21 protein-coding genes are annotated in these 19,621 nt (G+C 66.6%); 9 read left to right on the forward strand and 12 right to left on the reverse strand.

Annotation, left to right across the window (positions count from 1 at the left end):
- Positions 1–29: 29 nt before the first annotated feature.
- Entirely contained in the window at positions 30–215 is a 186-nt protein-coding gene (locus ASE30_RS12485; protein WP_057285179.1) for a hypothetical protein, read from the reverse strand.
- A gap of 291 nt (positions 216–506) precedes the next feature.
- On the opposite strand from ASE30_RS12485, the gene ASE30_RS12490 reads away from it, so the two are divergent.
- Positions 507–1,478: a tripartite tricarboxylate transporter substrate binding protein gene (locus ASE30_RS12490; protein ID WP_057284633.1), complete on the forward strand. Its 972-nt coding sequence runs from the start codon at positions 507–509 to the stop codon at positions 1,476–1,478.
- A 10-nt stretch (positions 1,479–1,488) separates the two neighbouring features.
- Positions 1,489–2,262 (forward strand): GntR family transcriptional regulator, encoded by a 774-nt coding sequence (locus ASE30_RS12495; RefSeq protein WP_156407635.1) that lies wholly within the window; start codon positions 1,489–1,491, stop codon positions 2,260–2,262.
- A 22-nt stretch (positions 2,263–2,284) separates the two neighbouring features.
- Here ASE30_RS12495 and ASE30_RS12500 read toward each other — a convergent pair whose 3' ends face one another.
- The 11 genes from ASE30_RS12500 to ASE30_RS12550 all read right to left on the reverse strand — a co-directional run bounded on the left by ASE30_RS12500 (position 2,285) and on the right by ASE30_RS12550 (position 13,901).
- A complete protein-coding gene (locus ASE30_RS12500) occupies positions 2,285–2,917 on the reverse strand; it encodes a helix-turn-helix domain-containing protein (RefSeq protein WP_057284634.1) in 633 nt (210 codons plus the stop codon).
- 151 nt (positions 2,918–3,068) lie between these two features.
- Positions 3,069–4,523, reverse strand: coding sequence for an amidohydrolase family protein (locus ASE30_RS12505; RefSeq protein WP_057284635.1), 1,455 nt, complete (start codon positions 4,521–4,523; stop codon positions 3,069–3,071).
- A gap of 22 nt (positions 4,524–4,545) precedes the next feature.
- On the reverse strand, positions 4,546–5,538 hold the full coding sequence (locus tag ASE30_RS12510; protein ID WP_057284636.1) for an ABC transporter ATP-binding protein: 993 nt from the start codon (positions 5,536–5,538) through the stop codon (positions 4,546–4,548).
- An 8-nt stretch (positions 5,539–5,546) separates the two neighbouring features.
- Positions 5,547–6,554, reverse strand: a complete 1,008-nt coding sequence (locus ASE30_RS12515; RefSeq protein ID WP_057284637.1) for an ABC transporter ATP-binding protein — start codon at positions 6,552–6,554, stop codon at positions 5,547–5,549.
- An 8-nt stretch (positions 6,555–6,562) separates the two neighbouring features.
- Entirely contained in the window at positions 6,563–7,438 is an 876-nt protein-coding gene (locus ASE30_RS12520; protein WP_057284638.1) for an ABC transporter permease, read from the reverse strand.
- 13 nt (positions 7,439–7,451) lie between these two features.
- Positions 7,452–8,387 carry an ABC transporter permease gene (locus ASE30_RS12525; protein WP_057284639.1) on the reverse strand — a complete coding sequence of 312 codons (936 nt, stop codon included), beginning with the start codon at positions 8,385–8,387 and terminating at the stop codon, positions 7,452–7,454.
- 52 nt (positions 8,388–8,439) lie between these two features.
- Positions 8,440–10,011: an ABC transporter substrate-binding protein gene (locus ASE30_RS12530; RefSeq protein WP_057284640.1), complete on the reverse strand. Its 1,572-nt coding sequence runs from the start codon at positions 10,009–10,011 to the stop codon at positions 8,440–8,442.
- A gap of 67 nt (positions 10,012–10,078) precedes the next feature.
- A complete protein-coding gene (locus tag ASE30_RS12535; RefSeq protein WP_057284641.1) occupies positions 10,079–11,524 on the reverse strand; it encodes a M81 family metallopeptidase in 1,446 nt (481 codons plus the stop codon).
- A 118-nt stretch (positions 11,525–11,642) separates the two neighbouring features.
- Positions 11,643–12,056, reverse strand: a complete 414-nt coding sequence (locus ASE30_RS12540) for a RidA family protein (RefSeq protein ID WP_057284642.1) — start codon at positions 12,054–12,056, stop codon at positions 11,643–11,645.
- Positions 12,057–12,084: 28 nt separating this feature from the next.
- Positions 12,085–13,221, reverse strand: a complete 1,137-nt coding sequence (locus ASE30_RS12545) for an FAD-binding oxidoreductase (RefSeq protein ID WP_057284643.1) — start codon at positions 13,219–13,221, stop codon at positions 12,085–12,087.
- Between the two features lie 188 nt (positions 13,222–13,409).
- A complete protein-coding gene (locus ASE30_RS12550) occupies positions 13,410–13,901 on the reverse strand; it encodes a MarR family winged helix-turn-helix transcriptional regulator (protein ID WP_057284644.1) in 492 nt (163 codons plus the stop codon).
- A gap of 134 nt (positions 13,902–14,035) precedes the next feature.
- Here ASE30_RS12550 and ASE30_RS12555 point away from each other — a divergent pair, with 134 nt between their 5' ends.
- From ASE30_RS12555 to ASE30_RS12585, 7 genes are all read left to right on the forward strand, one after another.
- On the forward strand, positions 14,036–15,301 hold the full coding sequence (locus ASE30_RS12555; protein WP_057285180.1) for a flavin-dependent oxidoreductase: 1,266 nt from the start codon (positions 14,036–14,038) through the stop codon (positions 15,299–15,301).
- A complete protein-coding gene (locus ASE30_RS12560; protein ID WP_057284645.1) occupies positions 15,298–15,798 on the forward strand; it encodes a DUF3237 domain-containing protein in 501 nt (166 codons plus the stop codon). The genes ASE30_RS12555 and ASE30_RS12560 overlap by 4 nt, the downstream gene beginning before the upstream one ends.
- A gap of 48 nt (positions 15,799–15,846) precedes the next feature.
- Entirely contained in the window at positions 15,847–16,812 is a 966-nt protein-coding gene (locus tag ASE30_RS12565) for a tripartite tricarboxylate transporter substrate binding protein (RefSeq protein ID WP_057284646.1), read from the forward strand.
- Positions 16,813–16,878: 66 nt separating this feature from the next.
- Positions 16,879–17,289: a LysR substrate-binding domain-containing protein gene (locus ASE30_RS12570; RefSeq protein ID WP_369819318.1), complete on the forward strand. Its 411-nt coding sequence runs from the start codon at positions 16,879–16,881 to the stop codon at positions 17,287–17,289.
- Positions 17,290–17,422: 133 nt separating this feature from the next.
- Positions 17,423–18,022 carry a nitroreductase family protein gene (locus ASE30_RS12575; protein WP_057284647.1) on the forward strand — a complete coding sequence of 200 codons (600 nt, stop codon included), beginning with the start codon at positions 17,423–17,425 and terminating at the stop codon, positions 18,020–18,022.
- 199 nt (positions 18,023–18,221) lie between these two features.
- Positions 18,222–18,650 carry a VOC family protein gene (locus ASE30_RS12580; RefSeq protein WP_057284648.1) on the forward strand — a complete coding sequence of 143 codons (429 nt, stop codon included), beginning with the start codon at positions 18,222–18,224 and terminating at the stop codon, positions 18,648–18,650.
- Between the two features lie 13 nt (positions 18,651–18,663).
- Positions 18,664–19,587: a LysR substrate-binding domain-containing protein gene (locus tag ASE30_RS12585; protein WP_162259923.1), complete on the forward strand. Its 924-nt coding sequence runs from the start codon at positions 18,664–18,666 to the stop codon at positions 19,585–19,587.
- Positions 19,588–19,621: the final 34 nt, after the last annotated feature.

Below are 19,621 nucleotides of genomic sequence, written 5' to 3' on the forward strand. Positions count from 1 at the left end.
CCTGGAATGCGGGCGGCGGCGGGGGCGGTTCAGCTCGCTGCGCCCGCCAGCATGTAGCGGGTGGAGACGGCAAGGATGCGCTGGGCCGATTCATGGAGCTTGCGGGCTTCAAGGTGGGCTTTCAGCGAAAAGACCGCGTCGTAGCGGCGTCCGCTGCGCGGGCCGGCCAGCAGCGTCGGGCGGCGGGCCAAAATGGGGGAGATCAAACGGTGCATGTTGGAGCATTCCTGCGGGCGCCAAGCCCAGTAGATGCCAGGCATCGTAAGCCGGCTTGCAGCGCGGGCCAACGAAAAACCATTCATAAGAATATCCACGGCGTCCCCGGACCAGCCGGTTTTTCGCGTATCCCGACGAGTATGGCCCGTGTATATGACAGCCATGTGCCAGCATGCCTGCGCGCGTTTGAGCTCGGTGTTTTTCCTAAGATGTATTGTCATTATTACAACCATACAATTTTTGGATAACCCTACGACCAAGCGTATTCAAATACGCGCCGGAGACTTCCCATGGCTTTTTCTCTTATCAAGTTCGCCTTTTGCGGTGTGATCGGCGGCGTTGCCTTGATCCAGGCTCCCGTCGCGGCGGCCCAAGACAACGCGCCCATCCGCCTGGTCGTGGGCGCGCCTCCGGGCGGCACCACCGACACCGTGGCCCGCAGCATCGCCCAGCAACTCAATAAGACGATGGGACGCACGGTGCTGGTCGAAAACAAACCGGGGGCGGGGGGCAATATCGCGGCCAGCCAGGTCGCCAAAAGTCCCAACGACGGCAATACGCTGTTGGTGAGCTTCAGCAGTTTTTCAATCAACGCCAGTCTGTACAAGACGCTGCCGTTCGATCCCAATACGGACTTCACGCCCGTGAGCATGCTGGCCAAGGTGCCCAATGTGCTGGTCGTGCGCAAGGACTTTCCCGCGGACACCATGGAGCAATTTCTGGATCTGGTGCGCAAAAGCCCGGGCAAGTACACCATGGCGCTGGGCTCCATCGGCTCGTCCCTGCACATGGCCGGTGAACGCATGAAGATGATGGGCAAGCTGGACATCCTGAATGTGCCCTACAAGGGCACCGCGCCCGCCCTGACGGATCTGCTGGGCGGCCAGGTCGACATGATGTTCGCCAGCACCATGAATGTTCTGCCTCACACCAAGGCCGGCAGCCTGAAGGTGCTTGGCGTCAGCAGCGAATACGCGCTCGATCAGTTTCCGGGCGTGCCGCCGATCGGCGCCAGCATCAAGGATTTCGAATCCACGGCGTGGTTCGGACTTTTTGGCCCACGCGATCTGCCTGCCGCGGTGCTGCAGAATCTGAACACGCATGTCGCCCGGGCGGTTGCTTCGGAAGAGTTCCGCAAACTGCTCGAAACCGATGCCGCGCGTCCGCAAAGCAGCACGCCGCAGGAGCTGAGCGCATTTGTGGCCGAAGATATCAAGCGCTATGCCGAAGTGGTTAAATTCACGGGTGCCACCGCTGACTAGGGTTCCAATTTTGGCGAGCAATCCGCTACCGCTTTATCACAAGGTCTATCTACTGTTACGCCAGCGGCTGGAGTCGGGCCAGTTCGCCCCGGACGAGCCGATGCCGGGTGAACATGCGCTGGCAGAGCAGTATGGTGTCTCGCGGCTGACGATCAGGCGGTCGCTTGAGACGCTGGCCAACGAAGGGTTGGTCATGCGCCGGCAGGGCAGCGGGACATTTCCCTCACCTTCAGCGGTCTTGTCGCACCCGCAGCACGCTTCGGACATAGACAGTTTGCTCTCTCATCTGTCCAGCATGGGCGAGCACACCGACGTCAGCGTCCTGGAATTCGGCTACGAGGCCGCGCATCCCGACGTCGCTCGGCGTCTGGAGCTCGAACCCCACAGCCGGGTCCAGAAGTCGGTGCGGATACGGCGGCATGAAGGCCATCCGTTTTCGCACCTGACCACCTATGTTCCCGAAGCGATTGGGTCGCGGTTCCAGGAAAGCGACCTGACCGCCCAGCCATTGCTGGAAATTTTCCGGCGCATGGGCATCGAGATCGGCGGGGCGGACGAAGCGATCACCGCGATACTGGCGGACCTGCATACCTCGGGCCCGCTGGACGTGCCGATAGGATCTCCCTTGCTGAGTCTGCGCCGTCTGCTGCGCGACCGTGCCGGCAGGCCGATCGAGTATCTGATTGCCGCGTACCGGCCCGACCGCTATGAATACCGGACCACGACCGACGCGGCCAGCCGCGCCGCCGGTCTGCCGGATCCGGGGAAACGCGGTTCCCGATAGCGCGGTATCGGATGGCCTGTTTTCAGGCCCCCTTGAGCCGGGACGGGACATCCTCGACATCGCTGCAAACCGCCAGCACCTCGGCCGGGTTCCTGCTCAAAGACAGGTATACGTGCCCGATGCTGCTGTCGAAATAGGCCGACTCCAGCCGGCCCAGCACGACGCTGTCGCCGTTTTCAAACTGGATGCGGACCTTGCCGGACAGCACCACGACGAATTCCTGCCCCGGATGGCGAATGTAGTCTTCAAATTCGACCACCTTGCGGGAATCGATCAACGCCACCATCGGCAGCATCTTTTTGCCGGGGTATTCGCCCATCAGCAGGCGGTAGTGATAATTTTCCGTGATGTAGTCGCGGGCGTCGCTCAGCTTGTTCTTGACGTAGGTGGGCGCGACGGCGGCCTGGGAGGCGTCGCGCAGCATGAACATGCGGGTCATGTCGATGTCCAGCGCGCGCGCCAGCGCGGCGAACTTTTCGTAGCTCAGGGCGATCTGCCCCAGCTCGGCCTTCGATAGCGTCGATACCGCGATGCCGCTGGCCTGGGACAACGCCTGCAGCGTCATTTTCCTGGCCTTGCGCTCGGCGCGCAGGCGAGCGCCCATTTCTTCCTTGCCCACGATTTCGGGTGGAGATGTATTGCCGGGTAGGGCCATGTAGCGGTCTGGCGTCAAGGGGTTGAGGGCAGGGGCAGGGCCGCAAGCCGCGCCGCGTCTACGCGGGATTGTAAGGGGTGGGCCCGATCGGGCGGGAGGCCCGCTGGCCGCGTCCGCAGGCGGGACGCGGCCAGCGGGGGCCTGCTCGGGATCATGCGACGGTCCGGGCCAGGACGCGCCCCGCATGCTGGCCGGTGAAGGCCTGGTCTTCCCAGACCGGCGCGCCGTTGACGTAGACAGAATGGATGCCGGCGGCGCGTTCGGTGGGACGCTCGAAGGTGGCGGCGTCGGCGACGGTGGCGGGGTCGAAGACGACCAGGTCGGCGTAGTAGCCGGGCTGCACCTGGCCGCGTTCGGCCAGGCCGAATTTGGCGGCGGTCAAGCCGGTCATTTTCCAGACGGCGGTTTCCAGAGGGAACAGGCCCAGGTCGCGCGAGTAATGGCCCAGCACCCGGGGGAAGGTGCCCCACAGCCGGGGGTGGGGGCGTTCGTCGTGGGGCAGGCCGTCCGAGCCGATCATGGTGGGGCCGAACTTCAGGATGCGTTGCACGTCCGGCTCGTCCATCATGAAGTAGATCGCGCCGGCGGGCTGCAGGTCCTGCACGACGTCGTACTTGGACTTGCCGCGTTCGGCGGCGACTTCGTCCAGGTCGCGTCCGCTCAGTTCTGGGTAAGGCTTGCACCAGGTGATGATCGTGCGGCCGGCAAGCAGGACGCGGTCCTGCTTGAGCATGGTGGAGCCGGCCACATAAGGGTAGGCGTCCAGCGAGACGTCCTGTCTGGCCATGGCGGCTTCGATCAGGGGCAGGGTTTCCTGGGAACGTCCGAAGTTGGGCTGGCCCATCACCTTGTGGTGCGAGATCACGACGGGCACGTCCAGTTCGCGGCCGATGCGGAAGGTCTCCTCCAGCGCCTGCACGATGTGCTCGCCCTCGTCGCGCATGTGCGTGGCGTAGATGCCGCCGTGGGTGTTGAGCGGGCGGCAGACCTCGATGATTTCTTCGGTGGTGGCCTGGGCCGCGGGCGGGTAGAAGGTGCCGGTGGAGATGCCGATGGCGCCGCTGGCCAGGGCGTCGTCGGCCAGCGATTGCATGGCCTGCACTTCGTCCGGGGTGGCTGCGCGCTGCAGGTCGGGCATGACGGCCGCGCGCAGCGTGGAGTGGCCCACCATGCAGGCGGCGTTGACGGCGGCGGGCGTGGCGCGCAACGCGTCCAGGTAGTCGGAGAAGCGTTCGAAGCGGTAGGAGCCGCCTTCGTCCAGCAGGTCCAGGGGCGGGGGCGGCGTGGCGTGCGCCAGCGGCGCCAGGCTGATGCCGCAGTTGCCGGTGACCACGGTGGTGACGCCCTGCGAAATCTTGGGCGTCATGTGGCGGTGCTTGAGCAGGTAGTTATCGTCGTGCGTGTGCGAGTCGATGAAGCCGGGCGCCACGACCTTGCCCGACACGTCGATCCGGCGGCGGGCGGCGCTGGCCGCCAGGTCGCCCACCGCGGCGATCCGGTCGCCACGCACGCCGACGTCGGCGCGCTGGCCGGGGGTGTTGGTGCCGTCGATGACGGTGCCGCCTGCAAGAATGTAGTCAAACGGGGTGGCGTCGGGCTGGGACATGCGGATCTCCGGCAAAAAGGATTCAGGCAAAGTGGCAGGCAACGTGCTGCTCGGGGGCGACCTGGCGGGGCAGAGGGGTTTCTTCGGCGCAGCGCGGCCGCGCCATCGGGCAGCGGGTGCGGAACGCGCAGCCCGACGGGGGCGACAGCGGGCTGGGGATTTCGCCCGTCAGCACTTCGACCGGGGTGCGCTCGCCCTGGCGCGCCGAGGGCACGGCGGCCAGCAGCGCGCGGGTGTAGGGGTGGGCCGGGCGGTCGAAGATGGCGTCGCGCGTGCCGGTCTCGACGATCTTGCCCAGGTACATCACGGCCACGCGGTGGCTGATGTGGCGCACCACGCTCAGGTCGTGGGAGATGAACACGTAGGTCAGGCCCAGATCGCGCTGCAGGTCCATCAGCAGGTTGATGACCTGCGCCTGGACGGAGACGTCCAGCGCCGACACCGGCTCGTCGCAGACGATCAAGCCAGGGTCCAGCGCCAGGGCGCGCGCGATGACGATGCGCTGGCGCTGTCCGCCGGAGAACTCGTGGGGGTAGCGGTCGGCGGCGTCGGGCCGCAGGCTGACGCGCGCCAGCAGCTGCGCCACGCGTTCGCGGATGGCGGCGCGGTCGTGGCCGAAGTTGCGCAGGGGCTCGCCGATGATGTCGCGTACGCGCATGCGCGGATTCATGGAAGAAAACGGATCCTGGAAGATGAACTGCATGCGCCGGCGCATGGCGCGCAGTTCGCTGCTGTTCATCTTCGCCAGATCTTCGCCTTCGAGGAGGATGCGGCCTTCGGTGGGATCGGTGAGCCGGATCAGGCATTTCCCGGTGGTGGACTTGCCGCAGCCGGATTCACCGACCAGGCTCAAGGTCTGGCCGCGCGGAACGGACAAGGAAATTCCGTCGACGGCTCGCAGCACTTTCGCACCGCGCCCGCCGTCCACGGGAAAGTGCTTTTTGAGGCCGATGACTTCCAGCATGGGGACGGGAGCGGGCGCCTCGGACGGGAGAGGGGTGTCGTGAAGGTTCATGGCGGGTCTCACGCGGTCAGGGCGGTGGGCGCCGGTGCGGACTGGCGGGCCCAGCACCAGACGCGGTGGCGGTGGCCGGTATCGATGGCGGGCGGCTTCTCGTGGGCGCAGCGCGGCAGGGCCTGGGGGCAGCGCGCGGCGAACGCGCAGCCGCGCGATTCGGGCGTCATCACCGGCACGATGCCGGGCAGCTCGGCCAGCCGCGCCGTGTGGTCCTGGCCGTCGACGAAGTCCGGCAGGGAACGGATGAGCGCCTGGGTGTAGGGATGCTGCGGCCGGTCCAGCACATCGTCCACGCTGCCTTCCTCCACCTTGCGGCCCGCATACATGACGATGACCCGCTGGCACATCTGCGCGACCACGCCCAGGTCGTGCGTGATCAGCACGATGGCCGTGCCCAGCCGGGCCTGGATGTCGCGCAGCAGGTGCAGGATCTGCGCCTGGATGGTGACGTCCAGCGCGGTGGTGGGCTCGTCGGCGATCAGGACCTTGGGCTGGCATGCCAGCGCCATCGCGATCATGGCACGCTGGCGCATGCCGCCCGAGAGCTGATAGGGATACTCGCGCACACGGCGCGCGGGATCGGAAATCTGCACCAGGTCGAGCAGCGCCTCGGCCTGCTTCAAGGCCTCGCGGCGCGACAGACCCTGGTGCAGCATGAGCGATTCGCTGATCTGCTTGCCCACCGTGATCACGGGGTTCAAAGAGGTCATGGGCTCCTGGAAGATCATCGAGATCTGGTTGCCGCGGATGGCGCGCATGGCTTTCTCGGGCAGCGCCAGCAGGTCGCGCCCGTCGAACTCGATGCTGCCGCCGGCGACGCGCCCGGGGGCGCGCAAGAGGCGCATGATGGACAGGGACGTGACGCTCTTGCCGCAGCCGGATTCGCCGACCAGGCCCAGGGTTTCGCCGGGCAGCAGGTCGAACGACAGCTTGTCGACCGCCACGACGGTCGTCTCGTCTCCGTCGAAGCAGGTGGTCAGGTCATGCACGCGCAAGACAGGATTGGGTTGCATGGGCGCTCCTACAGCTTTTTGGCCAGACGGGGATCGAGCATGTCGCGCAGCCCGTCGCCGACCAGGTTGACGGCCAGCACGGCCACGCCCAGGAACAGGCCGGGATACAGGATGATGTGGAACGCCACCGCCACGAAGTTGCGGCCTTCGGCCATGATGTTGCCCCAGCTCGGGATATGCGGCGGGATACCCACGCCCAGGAAGCTCAGCACGGCCTCGGTCAGGATGGCCGACGCGGCGATGAAGGTGGCCTGCACCATCAGCGGGGCGAACAGGTTGGGCAGGATGTGGCGCAGCAGGATCGACGGCACCCGCGTGCCCACCGAAACGGCCGCCTCGATGTAGGGCTGTTCGCGGATGGTCAGCACCAGCGCGCGCACCAGGCGGACGACGCGCGGGACCTCGGGGACGACAATGGCGATGATGACGGTGCCCAGGCCGCCCTTCAGCGTGGCCATCAGGGCGATCGCCAGCAGCACGCCAGGTATGGCCATCAGGCCGTCCATGATGCGCATGATGAAGGCATCGATGCGGCGGAAGTATCCGGCCAGCATGCCCAGCACCACGCCCGCCACGGTGGAGACGACGGCCACCACGATACCGACCAGCAGCGATATGCGGGCGCCCCAGACGGTGCGGGAATAGACGTCGCGGCCGAGTGCGTCGGTGCCGAACAGGTGCTCGGCCGATGGCGGCTTCATGCGCGCCATCGGATTGATGTCCTGCGGGTCGACGGTGGCGAGCCAGGGCGCGGCCAGGGCGATGGCCGCCAGCACCAGCAGGATCGCGCCGCCCGCATACAGCATGGGGTGGCGGCGCAGGGATCTGAAGGCGCGCCGCAGGCGCGGCCGTTGAGCGGGAAGCGGCAGGGTGGTCGTGGACATGCGTTGCCCCTTCTTAGTAGCGGATGCGGGGGTCGAAGAGCCGGTAGCTCAGGTCGACCAGCAGGTTGATCAGCACGTAGATGCCGGAGGCCACCAGCAGCACGCCCTGGATCACGGGATAGTCGTGGCGCAGCACGGCGTCGATGGTCAGCCGGCCCAGGCCGGGAATCGCGAACACGGTTTCGGTGACAACGACTCCGCCGATCAGCAGGGCGACGCCCACGCCGATGGTGGTGACGATGGGGCTGGCCGCGTTCTTCAGCGCATGCCACACGATGGGACCGGCCGACAGGCCCTTGGCGCGGGCGGTGCGGATGTAGTCTTCGGACAGGGCTTCCAGCATGGTGGCGCGCGTCATGCGCGTCAGCAGCGCCATGTAGACCAGGCCCAGCGACAGACAGGGCAGCACCAGATGGCGCAGGTAGGGCACGATGCCATCCGCCATGGGTTTGTAGCCCTGCACCGGCAGCCAGCCCAGCTTGATGGAAAAACCATAGACCAGGCTGTACCCGATCAGGAACACCGGCACCGAGAAAGCGCAGACCGCGCCTATCATCACCAGCCTGTCCAGCCACCGTCCGGCGTTCCACGCGGCCAGCACGCCCAGGGGAATCGCCGCCAGAACCGCGAACAGCATCGTGAAAAGGGCGATGGACACCGTCGGCCCCATGCGCTGCCCGATCAGTTGCGAGACGGGCATCTGCGTGGACATCGACGTGCCCAGGTCGCCGACGGCGATGTGGCTGACCCAGATGACGAACTGCTGCAGCACGGGCTTGTCCAGCCCCAGGTTCTGCCGGATTTTCTCGACGTCGTCGGCGGTGGCGTTGTCGCCCGCGATCACCGCCGCCGGATCGCCCGGCGACAGGTGTATCAGCAGGAACACCACGACCGCCACGACGGCCATGACTGGAATGACGGCCGCGATGCGGCGCAGGATGTATTTCACGCTGGATTCCCCCCGGCTTGCGGCCGGACGCGCATGGCGCCCGGCGTCTGCCTTACGGTTTCTCGATATTCCACATCACCGGAATGCCGGACTTGATCAGATCGGTGTGCTTGAGGCCGCGCACCGCGAAGACGGGCTTGAACTCCCCCCACATGACGTAAGGCACGGTCTGGTAGGCGCGCGCCTGTATCTGCGCGGCGATGTCCTTGCGCTTGGCGGCGTCGGTCTCGCGGATCCAGCTGGTGCGCAGCGTATCCAGGTCCTTGTCGCAGGGCCAGCCCGGCAGGCTGTTGCCGCAGGCGGCGGACAGCCAGGGGTTGGTCACCGGCGTGCTGGCGTCGAAGTAGCCGCCCCAGGTCAGGAAGATGTTCCAGCCGCCCTGGGCGGGCGGATCCTTCTTCAGGCGGCGGCCGGCGAGCGAGGCCCAGTCCATGGATTGCAGGTCCACGTTCACGCCGGCCTTCTTCATGTTCTGCGCCAGTACCATCACGGCGGGCGCGCTCAGGTGGTCGGTCGGATACAGCAGCACGACCTTTTCGCCCTTGTAGCCGGCCTCCTGCAGCAGTTGCTTGGCGCGGGCGACGTCGGTCTTGGCGTAGGGCGCCGCGCCCGCATCGGTGGCCAGGGGCGAGCCGCAGATGTACATGGTGGCGCAATAGTCGACGCGGTATTTGTCCGGATAGCCCATGGCGGTCAGCATTTCCTTCTGGCTGACCAGGTAATACAGCGCCTGGCGGGCCAGCGGGTTGTTGAACGGCGGATGCAGCGCGTTGAGGATGACCATGCCCTGCGAGGCCACCGAGGTGCTCAGCGTGATGTCCGGGTTGGTTTCGAGCACGGGCAGGAAGTCCGGCGTGACCTGTTCGATCATGTCGACTTCGCCGTTCATCAGCGCGGCGGTAGAGGTGTTGCCGTCGGGAATGTAGACCCATTCCACGCGGTCCACCTTCACGTTCTTCCCGCCTGCCAGGCCGTCTGGCGCTTCGGCGCGGGGCACGTAGGCGGGATTCTTCACATAGACCACCTTGTTGCCCGGCACCCATTCATCGCGCTTGAACAGGAAAGGGCCCGATCCGACCATCTCGGTCACCTGGGTGTTCGGGTCCGTCATGGCCAGACGCTTGGGCATGATGAACGGCGGCATGCCGGACGGCTTGGACAGCGCGTCGAGCACCAGGCCGAAGGGTTCCTTCAGCGTCAGCGTGAAGGTGTTTTCCGACGTGGCGGCGAATTCGGCGCCGGCCGCCATCATGGCCTGGCCCAGGGTGTCCTTCTTTGCCCAGCGCTGCACCGAGGCAATGCAGTCCTCGGCCGTCACTGGCGTGCCGTTGTTGAACTTCAGGCCCGGGCGCAGGGTGAAGGTCCAGGTCCTGCCGTCCTCGGACTTGGTCCAGGTGTCGACCATCTGCGGCTTGACCTGGCCCTTGCTGTCCTGCGAGAACAGCGTGTCGAACACCATGTAGCCATGGTTGCGCGTGATGTAGGCGGTGTTGAACAGCGGGTCCAGCGTCTTCAGGTCCGCGTGCGGCACCAGACGCAGGGTCTTGGTCTGGGCAAGCGCGCCGGTGGCGGCCGTCATGGCCAGGAGCGCGGCGGCTCCCAGCAGGCTAAAACGTCTGATCATCGATATCCCCTTGTTGGTTCTGTATGCCCGTCACGGGCGGCAATGGTTGGCGCCTTGGGCCCCTGCCTCAGGCCTTGAACGGCCACTTGGGCAATCTGCGCTTGGTGAAAGGCAGCGCGTTGACGTCCTGCGTGATGGCGCCCGGCGTCTCTACATAGATGACGTGGCGGCCCACCTTCGAGTACGAGGCGTAGAAGTGCTGGGACGATTTCACGATGATGAGCTTCATCGCCTGCAGGTCCACGCCGAACTGCGTAAACAGGTCGGTGCCCATCGCCTGGGTGCGCGAGGTGGTCATCACGATGGTCACGCCGCGGGTGCGCACGACGGCAACGTCGCCCAGCAGCGCCGGCGTGCCGGCCAGGCCCGTCATGACCGCGTCGCGCCTGAGCGCCAGGATCTCGCAGTCCAGGTCCAGCGGCTGGCCCGACACCGGCGCCACCTTGCCGCCCACGCGCAGTTTGATCTGGGAGCCTTCGCCGGCTTCAAAGCACAACTGCACGGACACCGGGTCCCAGAACGGGCCGGTGGCGACGTCGGTGATGCCGCGCGCCAGCACGCGATCAAGAATGAAGGTGGCGTCGCTGGGTGCGCCGCCGCCCGCGTTGTCGGCGGAATCCGCCAGCACCACGGGGAATTCCTTGTGCGCCAGGGCCTGGTCCAGCGCTTCGTCCGCGCCGGGGTAGGGCGGGGCGAGCTGGTCGCGAAAGCCGATGATCTCTTCGCCCAGCGCGCGCGCCAACGACTCGGCCTGCGCGGGGTCGCCGTCGGTATAGACCAGCACCTTGGAGCCCATGTCCGGCGTGTCGCCCCACGGGAAGCCATGCGCAATCGACACGGACAGCACGCCTTCCTTGCCTTCCATGGCGAGCAGGCGGTCCACGAATCCGCGCATGGGCTCGCGGCTGGTGTGCATGATGGAAATCATCTCGCAGTCGTAGACCGCGCGGGCGGGCTTGATGCGGCCCTCGGCGCGCGCCACGCACAGGTCCACCAGGTCGTAGGCGCGGTCCAGGATGTCGGTATGGGGGTATTCCTTGAAACAGACCAGGAAGTCGGCGCTGTTCACCATGGCGTCCGTCAGGTGGCAGTGCGGATCCAGTTCGGCCCCGATCACGGTGCCGGGGCCGACGATCTCGCGCGCGCGCCGCAGCAGGTCGCCTTCGCAGTCGTCGTAGCCGTCGGCCACCATGGCGCCATGCAGGCCGAACAGGACGATATCGACCTTGCCCGTGCGGCGCAGGTCATCGAGCAGTTCGTCGCGCAGGGTTTCGTAGGCGTGGCGGGTGGTGATGCCGGCGGGCGTCGCGCCCGCGGTCATGCCTTCGACGAGCGTCCAGTCCTTGCCCGCGGCGCGCTGGCGCGCGGCCCACAGCGGCCCCGAGAACATCTGCATGCGGTCCGGATGCTGGCCGGCGGGGTAGTAGCCGCGGGAGCGATAGGCCGACAAGCCAGTGGGAATGGGAGAAAAGGTGTTCGTCTCGGTCGCCAGGGACCCGGAAAAAATCTTCATGGATGACGCTCCGCGCAATAGAGGGACTGAGGGGCGCGGGCATCGGGGCGCGCGCGTTTGGGGGTCGCCCCGCCAGGCGCCGGGCCTGACGGTGTCATGCAATCGAACGGCTACGGATTCAGGCTTCGGAGGACGGGCTGGGCACATAGCCCCGGGCCTGGGCAGCGCCCAGCCAGGCCTGCACCTCGATTTCCACGTCGACTTCCATGGCCAGCTTGGCCTCGACGGTGGAGCGCGATGGAAAGTCGGATGAAAAATGGCTGCGATAGGCTTCGTTGAACTGCGCGAAGAGCGTCAGGTCCGACAGCCACACCGTCACGCGCACCACGTCTTTCAGGCTTGCACCCGCCAGCGCCAGCGTTTCCTTGATGCGCTCGATGGCGGCGTGCGTCTGGGCGGCGATGTCGCCGCGCACGACCTGTCCGGCGGCGTCCATCGGAATCTGGCCCGACAGGAAAAGAAAGCCGCCCGCCTGGGTGGCGCGTGAAAACGGCAGGGGCAGGGAACTGGGGTAGCGGGTGATGAGGCTCATGGGGGGATCTCGGTCGTCGGAAGTCGGGTCAGCGCAAGCGCGCGGGACGCACGGCGTCGGCGTTGACGCCGTGCGCGTGCAGGTGATCGGGGATGGGGTGGTGTGTCAGCAGCGCCGCCGCCAGTTCGGATGTGGCCGCCGCGGTCTGGATGCCATAGCCGCCTTGCGCCGCCAGCCAGAAGAAGGCGGGCGCGCCGGCATCCCAGCCCACCACGAAATCGCCGTCGCGCACGAAGGAACGCAGACCGGCCCAGGTGTGCTTCGGGCGGCGGATCGTCAGTGACGTGGCGGTCTCGATGCGGTAGATGCCGGTGGCAACGTCCAGTTCCTCGGGCACCACGTCATGCGCGGCCACGGGGTCGGCGTTGGCGGGCGAACCCAGCAATTGGCCGGCGTCGGGCTTGAAGTAATAGCTTTCGTCCACGCCCACGACCGCGGGCCAGTGGGAGAAGTCGATGTCTTCGGGTCCCGGAAAGGTGAAGGCGGTGCGGCGGCAGGGCTGCAGGCCGATGGGAGCCGCGCCGCACAGTGCGGCTGCGTGGTCCGCCCAGGCGCCGGCGGCGTTGACCAGGACACGCGCGCGAATGGCGCGGCCGCCGGCCAGCGTCAGCGTCCAGGCCTCGTTCGCGTACGCGGCGGATACCAGTTCGGCGTTGTTGTGCAGTACCGCGCCCTGCCGGCTCATGCCGCGCAGAAAGCCCTGGTGCAGCGCGTGCACGTCGATGTCGCGCGCATCGGGCTCTTCGATCGCGCCGCAGAGCTGGTCTTCGCGCAGGCACGGCACGCGGGCCACGGCCTGCGCGGCGTCGATCAGTGTCACGTTGGGCGACTGGCGGTGGAAGTCTTCGTACACCTCGTGCAGCAGGCCCTTCTGTTCCGGGGTGGCGATGTACAGCACGCCGCGAGGGCTGAGCAGGGGATGCTCGCAGAAGCCTTCCGGCGGATGTTCATAGAAGGCGCGGCTGGCACGCGTGAGCGCCTTGATCTGCGTTGTCCCGTAGGTCTCCATGAACATGGCCGCGGAACGGCCCGTGGAGTGATAGCCGGGTTGGGACTCGCGCTCCAGCACGGCCACGGACCTCGTGGCGCTCAGGCGGTAGGCCACGGACGCGCCCGCGATGCCGGCGCCGACCACGGCGAAATCGAATATGGGTTCAGCAGTCATTTTTGTCGAAAGCGAGAATTCTCTTATTTGATAATTCTCGAATACGATAGTTTTTTGACGGCCGAGGGGTAATAGGGGAATGCCCTGAGGGCCCCGCATCCGGGTTCGGCACGCAAAGAAAAACCCGCTGGATCAAGAATCCAGCGGGCGAGCTGCCTGCGTCGTGAAAGGGCGCCGGCAGGCGCCCGCTATCCCAGCTTTCCCAATAAGCCGATCAGTTTTCGCCGGTCGGCCGCGCCCAGCCTCGCGCTGATGTGGGCGTCGTGCGCCTGCACCGCCTGCGTGATGGCGGCCAGCGCCGCCCGGCCGGCTTCCGTCATGGCCAGCGCATAGGCGCGCCTGTCGCGCTCGGCCTCCTGCCTTTCCACATACCCCAGGCCCTGTAGCTGATTGACGATCTGCACGGCGCCCGAGCGCGCGATGCCCAGGATGCGCGCAAGGTCGGCCAGCTTCAGGCTGGCATTGGCCGCGATCAGCGTCAGCGCCGAATAGCGCTGGGGCGTGATGTCCCATGGCGCCAGTGCCGACAGGAAGTCCTCATAGATCAGGATCTGGGCGCGCCGGATGGCATAGCCGACCAGGTCGTCCAGCGCGCCGTACTGGATGCCGGGAACATGGGGATTGAAGTGTTCGCCCCGGGCGGCGGGGCGGCGCGGGCGTTGGGAGGAAGCTCTGGACATGGGGCGAGTGGCGGTCAAGGGGGCTCAACACTAATGCAGGCGCTGCCGCCGCGCCACCGGATTACGGGAAATCCCCGGTGCGGATCGGGCAGGAGTTTTGTTATGTTGCATAACAAATAATATTGGGAGTGGACATGCAAATCGTCATCGCCGGCGCCGGCATAGGCGGGCTGACGCTTGCGCTGATGCTGCATCGGCGCGGCATCGGTTGCCGCGTATATGAAAGCGCGCAGGAACTGCGGCCGTTGGGGGTGGGGATCAACCTGCTGCCGCACGCCGTGAGCGAACTCGAGCAACTGGGTCTGATGCCCGCGCTCGACGAACGCGCCATCGAGACCTCGCAGCTTCACTACTACAACAAGTTCGGACAGCCCATCTGGCGGGAGCCGCGGGGCCTGGAAGCGGGCTATCCGCTGCCGCAGTATTCGGTGCATCGCGGCGAATTCCAGATGCTGCTCGCGCAGGCCGTGCGCGAACGCCTGGGACCGGACGCCATCGTCACCGGCATGGTCCTGGAGTCGGCCGAGCAGGACGCCTCGGGCGTGTCGGCGCGGTTCCGCAGCCGCGCGGACGGCACGCTGCAGTCCGTGCGCGCCGACATCCTGGTGGGCGCCGACGGCATTCATTCCGCGCTGCGCCGCCAACTGCATCCCCACGGCGACGAGCCCCGGTTCTCGGGCCGCATGCTGTGGCGCGCGGTGTCCGAGGCGCCGCCGTACCTGGACGGGCGCAGCATGTTCATGGCGGGCCATCAGGACCAGAAATTTGTCTGCTACCCGATCTCGGAGCCGATGCGCCTTGAAGGGCGGTCCCTGATCAACTGGATTGCCGAACTGGCGGTGCCCGGCGCCGAACTGCCCGCCACGGATTGGAACCGTCAGGTCGACAAATCTGTTTTCGCCGGCCGCTTCGCGGACTGGAGATGGGACTGGATCGACATTCCCGCCATCATCGACGGCGCCCAAGCGATCTACGAATTTCCGCTGGTGGATCGCGACCCCTTGCCCCGCTGGACGCGCGGCCGCGTCACCTTGTTGGGAGACGCCGCGCACCCGATGTACCCCATCGGTTCCAACGGGTCGGCTCAAGCCATCCTTGACGCGCGCTGTCTGGCCGATTGGCTGGATCAGGCTGCGCAGGGCAAGACGCGCTCGCTGGAGATCGCGCTGCTGGAATACGAAGCCGAGCGCCTGCCGCGCACGTCGGGCATCGTGCTGCGCAACCGCCTGAACGGCCCCGAGCAGGTCATGCAGATGGCCGAAGAGCGCGCTCCGGCGGGTTTCTCGGACATCAACGACGTGATTTCGCCGCAGGAGCTGGCAGCGGTGTCGCTGCGCTACAAGCAACTCGCGGGCTTCGACCCCGCCGCGCTGCGGCTGAGCCGGGGGGAAGCGCGATGAGCGATACCAATGCGTTGGACGCCCATGCGTTGAACGGCCCCTTGGCTCCTCGGCTCGAGCACGTGGCTACCGTGGTGGTGGATGTGGGCGCGCCGCAAGAAGTGGGCGATACGCCGCAAGGCCGCCGCCGCGTCATTCCGATCACGGGCGGCACGGTTGACGGACCGCGCCTGCGCGGCAAGGTATTGCCGGGCGGCGCGGACTTCCAGGTGATCCGGTCGGCGACCTTCACCGACATCCACGCGCGCTACGTCATCGAAACCCCGGAGGGCGATCGCGTCTACGTGGAGAACACCGGCATACGCACGGGCAGCGCCGACGATATCGCGCGCCTGGCGCGCGGCGAGGCGGTGGATCCCGCCCGCATCTACTTCCGCAGTTATCCCCGCTTTGAAACCGCGTCGCCCGCGCTGGGGTGGATGAACGAGAGCCTCTTCATCGGCACCGGCGCGCGCTATCCCGATCGGGTGGAACTGCGCTTCTACCGCATTTGCTGAACCCGCGGCGACAGCCGCGGCATTGATATAAAAAATAGGGAGACAACCATGCAATCGATGCTGCGCCGCCTGTTGAGCGGCTTTCTGCTGTGCCTGCCGCTTGCGGCGATGGCGCAGTTTCCCAATGGCCCGGTGCGCCTGAACGTGGGCTTTCCGCCAGGCACCGGCCCCGACATCGTGGCCCGGACCTTGTCGCAGCACATGGGACCCTTGCTGGGCGAGAGCGTCGTGGTGGAAAACAAGGTGGGCGCGGGCGGGCAGATCGCCGCGCAGACGGTTGCGCGCAGCCCCGCTGACGGTCAGACGCTGCTGTTGGGCGAAGTCGGCTCGATCAGCATTTCGCCGGCCACGTACCGCAACCTGAACTACGACCCTGCCCGCGACTTCGCACCCATTTCCGAAGTGGTTCGCGCCGACTTCGTGCTGGTGGTCCCGGCGAGTTCGCCGTATCAGGATCTGGCCGCCTTCGTCGAGGCCGCGAAGCAGGCCCCGGACCGCGTCAACTTCGCGACCTTCGGCGCCGGCACGCCCGGCCACTTCGGCGCGGAACTCTTCGCCCGCGAGGCGGGGCTGAAGATCGAGGCCATCCACTACCGCTCGACGGGCGATGCCGTGTCGGGGCTGGTGTCGGGTGGCGTTCAGGCCGCGTTCGTCACGACGGCGCTCGCCGTGCCGCAGGTACAGGGCGGCAAGCTGCGCGCTCTGGCCACCACGGGCGCGCAACGCTCGTCCGCCCTGGCCAGCGTGCCCACCTTTGCCGAGCGCGGGCTGCCCGCGGTCAACTTCGGCGCCTGGTTTGCGCTGTTCGCGCCCGCCGGCACGCCGGACGCCGTGCTTGCGCGCTTGCAGGCCGACAGCGCGGCGGCACTGCGTCAGCCAGCGGCCGAGCGTACGCTGGGCGAAGCGGGGTTTGTCGTGGTGGGCTCGGACCGGAAGGCGCTGCAAGCCCTGCTGGCGGCAGAGACCAAGCGTTGGACCGAGGTCGTGAAAGCGACGGGGTTCCGGGCCGACTGAATGGCGGGCGCCGTCAGGGCGAAGCGGGGGCCTCATCTTGGTAAGCCCGATGCAGCAGCGCCATGTATGCCGGCGTTACCGGCAGATCCGCCGCGCCGATCCGGTTTGCCGGTACCCCGGGCGTCCAGGAAGCCGGGCGGGGCCGTCTGGCCAAACTGGCCGATGTGGATGGCCGCCGCTGGCGTGGAGGGGTTCGACGACAGCCACTGCATGGCGTTTCCGGAATCCAGCCATGTGGTGCAGGCCGTGATGGAAGGCGGCGCGGTGGGTCTCGTCGAACTGGAACTGGTGGACCGGGAGCTGCGGCAGGGCAGGCTCGTCAGGCTGTTCGACGTGGGCGTCAAGGTCGCCCCGGAATACGCCTACCACCTGGTGTATCCGGCCGAGAGCCGGGACGATCCCCGGGTGCGGGCGTTCCGCGCATGGGTGGCGGGGGAAGTGGACCGTGGCGCCATTCGCCCCGTCCGTGAGCACTGAAACGTGCATTCGCTTCATTGGTGGAACAGTTTGTTCCAGTTTGAGTACGGCTTAACGGGTGTTGCTGTCATGGGCGAACCAGTAGAATTCCTTTCATAGTTCCTCTATCTACTAGTCGAAAGGTCATATTCTCATGAGCAACGCTTATCTCGACGCACTGAAGACGCGCCGCACGCAGTACGCGCTGGGCCGCAACGTATCGGCCTCCAAGGAAGAGTTGGCAGCCCTGATCCAGGACGCGATCAAGCACAGCCCCTCGTCCTTCAATTCGCAGAGCTCGCGCGCCGTGATCCTTTTCGGCGCCGAAAGCGAAAAGCTGTGGAATCTGGCGACCGAAGAGGTGCGCAAGGTGGCGCCCGCCGAAGGCTTCGACAAGACCGAGGCCAAGCTCAAGAGCTTTGCCGCCGGTGTGGGCACGATCCTGTTCTTCGAAGACCAGGACGTCGTGCGCAGCCTGCAAGAGAAGTTCGCCCTGTACGCCGACAATTTCCCGGTGTGGTCGGAACAGTCGGGCGGCATGGCCCAACTGTCGGTCTGGGCCGCCCTGGCCAACGCCGATGTCGGCGCCAGCCTGCAGCACTACAACCCGTTGATCGACGCCGCCGTGGCGCGTGAATGGAACGTCCCCGCCTACTGGAAGCTGCGCGCGCAGATGCCGTTTGGCTCGAACGAAGCCGGCTTCGGCGACAAGCCCTTCATGGACGACGCCGAGCGTTTCCGCGTGTTCGGCTGATCTTCCGGGGGCGTCCGCGCGCGCCCGCATGAAGGCGGTTTTCAAACCCGCATTTCTCGAAGGAGGAATGCGGGTTTTGCCGTTTTGGGGCCGGACCTTGCGTGCGGATCGGCTGGTCCGCCGTTCGGCCGAGCCCATGCATCGCCCGAAGCGGATAGCGCTATAGTCAACCGAGCCCCTCAACCCGGAAGGAGTCATCATGCAGACCAATGAGATTCACCGCGGCCGCCTGATCGATCACATTCAGTTGGTCGTGCGCGATCTTCCCGCCAGCCAGCGTTTCTATCAAGCGGTGTTCGATGCGCTGGAAGTGCCCATGGGAGGCACGGCGGACGATTACTTCTGGGCGGACGAACTGTTTGTCTCCACGGCGGACAGCAAGGCCGCGCTGGGCCAACTGACCGGACGCCATCACCTGGCGTTCCAGGCGCGCGACCAGGCCATGGTCGACGCGTTCCACAAGGCGGCTTTGGCGCACGGTGGCAAGGACAACGGCGCGCCGGGATTCCGGGATTACCATCCGGGCTATTACGGCGCGTTCGTGCTGGATCCGGACGGCAACAACATCGAAGCCGTGTTCCATGGCGAAGCCGAGCGCAGCGCGCCATCGGTCAAGGTAACGTTCTGACCGGGACTTGGGTGTGCAACTGCGCCATCTTCGGTACTTCGTGAAGATCGTCGAGGCGGGCAGTTTTTCCCGCGCGGCCGCGCTCATCCCCGTGGCGCAGCCGGCGCTCAGCCAGCAGATCGCCGCGCTGGAAGAAGAACTGGGCGTGACGCTGCTGCACCGTAGCGCGCGCGGCGCGCGTCCCACGGCGGCGGGGGCGGCGTTCTACGCGGAAGCCGCGTCCATACTCAGCCGGATGGAACGCATTCCCCAGATCGTGCGGTCGCTGGGCGGGGAGGTCCAGGGAGTGGTCCGCGTGGGCATGTCGTCCACGCTGGCGTCGTTCCTGGCCGGCGTACTGATGGAAAAGTGCAGGGTGGCGCTGCCCAGGATCAGCCTGCGCTTCAGCAGCGACGCGAGCGGCCAACTGGGCTCGCGCATCCGCGATAGCTCGCTGGATCTCGCCTTGGTGTTCGAGGACGAGCCTTTCACGGGCTTCGAGCGCAAGCCGCTGTTCCGGCAGCGGCTTTTTCTCGTCAGCCCGCGCCGGGCCGGACGGCGGCCCGCCGGATTGCGATTCGAGCAGTTGGCGGGCATGCCGCTCATCCTGCCGGCGCATCCCAACATCACGCGCGGCCTGCTGGACCGGCTGTTCACCCAGGCGGGCATCGTGCCGCAGGTGGTGGCGGAAACCGAGGTGTTCTCGGGCATGCTGTCGGCGGTGCAGGCCGGCATCGGCAACACCATCCTGCCGCTGGGCGATTTCTCGGGCGTGCCCGGTGCGATGGTGTGGGCTGTGCTGATCGAACCGCCCGTCTACCTGACGGCGACACTCATCGCCTCGAACGAGGTGCCGCTGGCGCCGCCCGCTGAAGCGGTGCGGATGCTGCTGAGCGACTTCGTCATGCAGCAGGTGCAGGACCGTGGTTTGGCGGGCGCGGAGCCGCTCGCATCCTGAGGTGTTGCCGCCGAGCCATACCGGGCGCCTATAC

It is taken from the genome of Achromobacter sp. Root83 (genome assembly GCF_001428845.1).
Lineage (GTDB): Bacteria > Pseudomonadota > Gammaproteobacteria > Burkholderiales > Burkholderiaceae_B > Achromobacter.

Coding starts and splice junctions, on each gene's coding strand:
- ASE30_RS12500 (WP_057284634.1), bottom strand. CDS start 2,917: ATGGCCCTACCCGGCAATACATCTCCACCCGAAATCGTGGGCAAGGAA.
- ASE30_RS12540 (WP_057284642.1), bottom strand. CDS start 12,056: ATGAGCCTCATCACCCGCTACCCCAGTTCCCTGCCCCTGCCGTTTTCA.
- ASE30_RS12485 (WP_057285179.1), bottom strand. CDS start 215: ATGCACCGTTTGATCTCCCCCATTTTGGCCCGCCGCCCGACGCTGCTG.
- ASE30_RS12520 (WP_057284638.1), bottom strand. CDS start 7,438: ATGTCCACGACCACCCTGCCGCTTCCCGCTCAACGGCCGCGCCTGCGG.
- ASE30_RS12545 (WP_057284643.1), bottom strand. CDS start 13,221: ATGACTGCTGAACCCATATTCGATTTCGCCGTGGTCGGCGCCGGCATC.
- ASE30_RS12580 (WP_057284648.1), top strand. CDS start 18,222: ATGCAGACCAATGAGATTCACCGCGGCCGCCTGATCGATCACATTCAG.
- ASE30_RS12515 (WP_057284637.1), bottom strand. CDS start 6,554: ATGCAACCCAATCCTGTCTTGCGCGTGCATGACCTGACCACCTGCTTC.
- ASE30_RS12560 (WP_057284645.1), top strand. CDS start 15,298: ATGAGCGATACCAATGCGTTGGACGCCCATGCGTTGAACGGCCCCTTG.
- ASE30_RS12550 (WP_057284644.1), bottom strand. CDS start 13,901: ATGTCCAGAGCTTCCTCCCAACGCCCGCGCCGCCCCGCCGCCCGGGGC.
- ASE30_RS12490 (WP_057284633.1), top strand. CDS start 507: ATGGCTTTTTCTCTTATCAAGTTCGCCTTTTGCGGTGTGATCGGCGGC.
- ASE30_RS12505 (WP_057284635.1), bottom strand. CDS start 4,523: ATGTCCCAGCCCGACGCCACCCCGTTTGACTACATTCTTGCAGGCGGC.
- ASE30_RS12555 (WP_057285180.1), top strand. CDS start 14,036: ATGCAAATCGTCATCGCCGGCGCCGGCATAGGCGGGCTGACGCTTGCG.
- ASE30_RS12535 (WP_057284641.1), bottom strand. CDS start 11,524: ATGAAGATTTTTTCCGGGTCCCTGGCGACCGAGACGAACACCTTTTCT.
- ASE30_RS12570 (WP_369819318.1), top strand. CDS start 16,879: ATGCCGGCGTTACCGGCAGATCCGCCGCGCCGATCCGGTTTGCCGGTA.
- ASE30_RS12510 (WP_057284636.1), bottom strand. CDS start 5,538: ATGAACCTTCACGACACCCCTCTCCCGTCCGAGGCGCCCGCTCCCGTC.
- ASE30_RS12530 (WP_057284640.1), bottom strand. CDS start 10,011: ATGATCAGACGTTTTAGCCTGCTGGGAGCCGCCGCGCTCCTGGCCATG.
- ASE30_RS12565 (WP_057284646.1), top strand. CDS start 15,847: ATGCAATCGATGCTGCGCCGCCTGTTGAGCGGCTTTCTGCTGTGCCTG.
- ASE30_RS12575 (WP_057284647.1), top strand. CDS start 17,423: ATGAGCAACGCTTATCTCGACGCACTGAAGACGCGCCGCACGCAGTAC.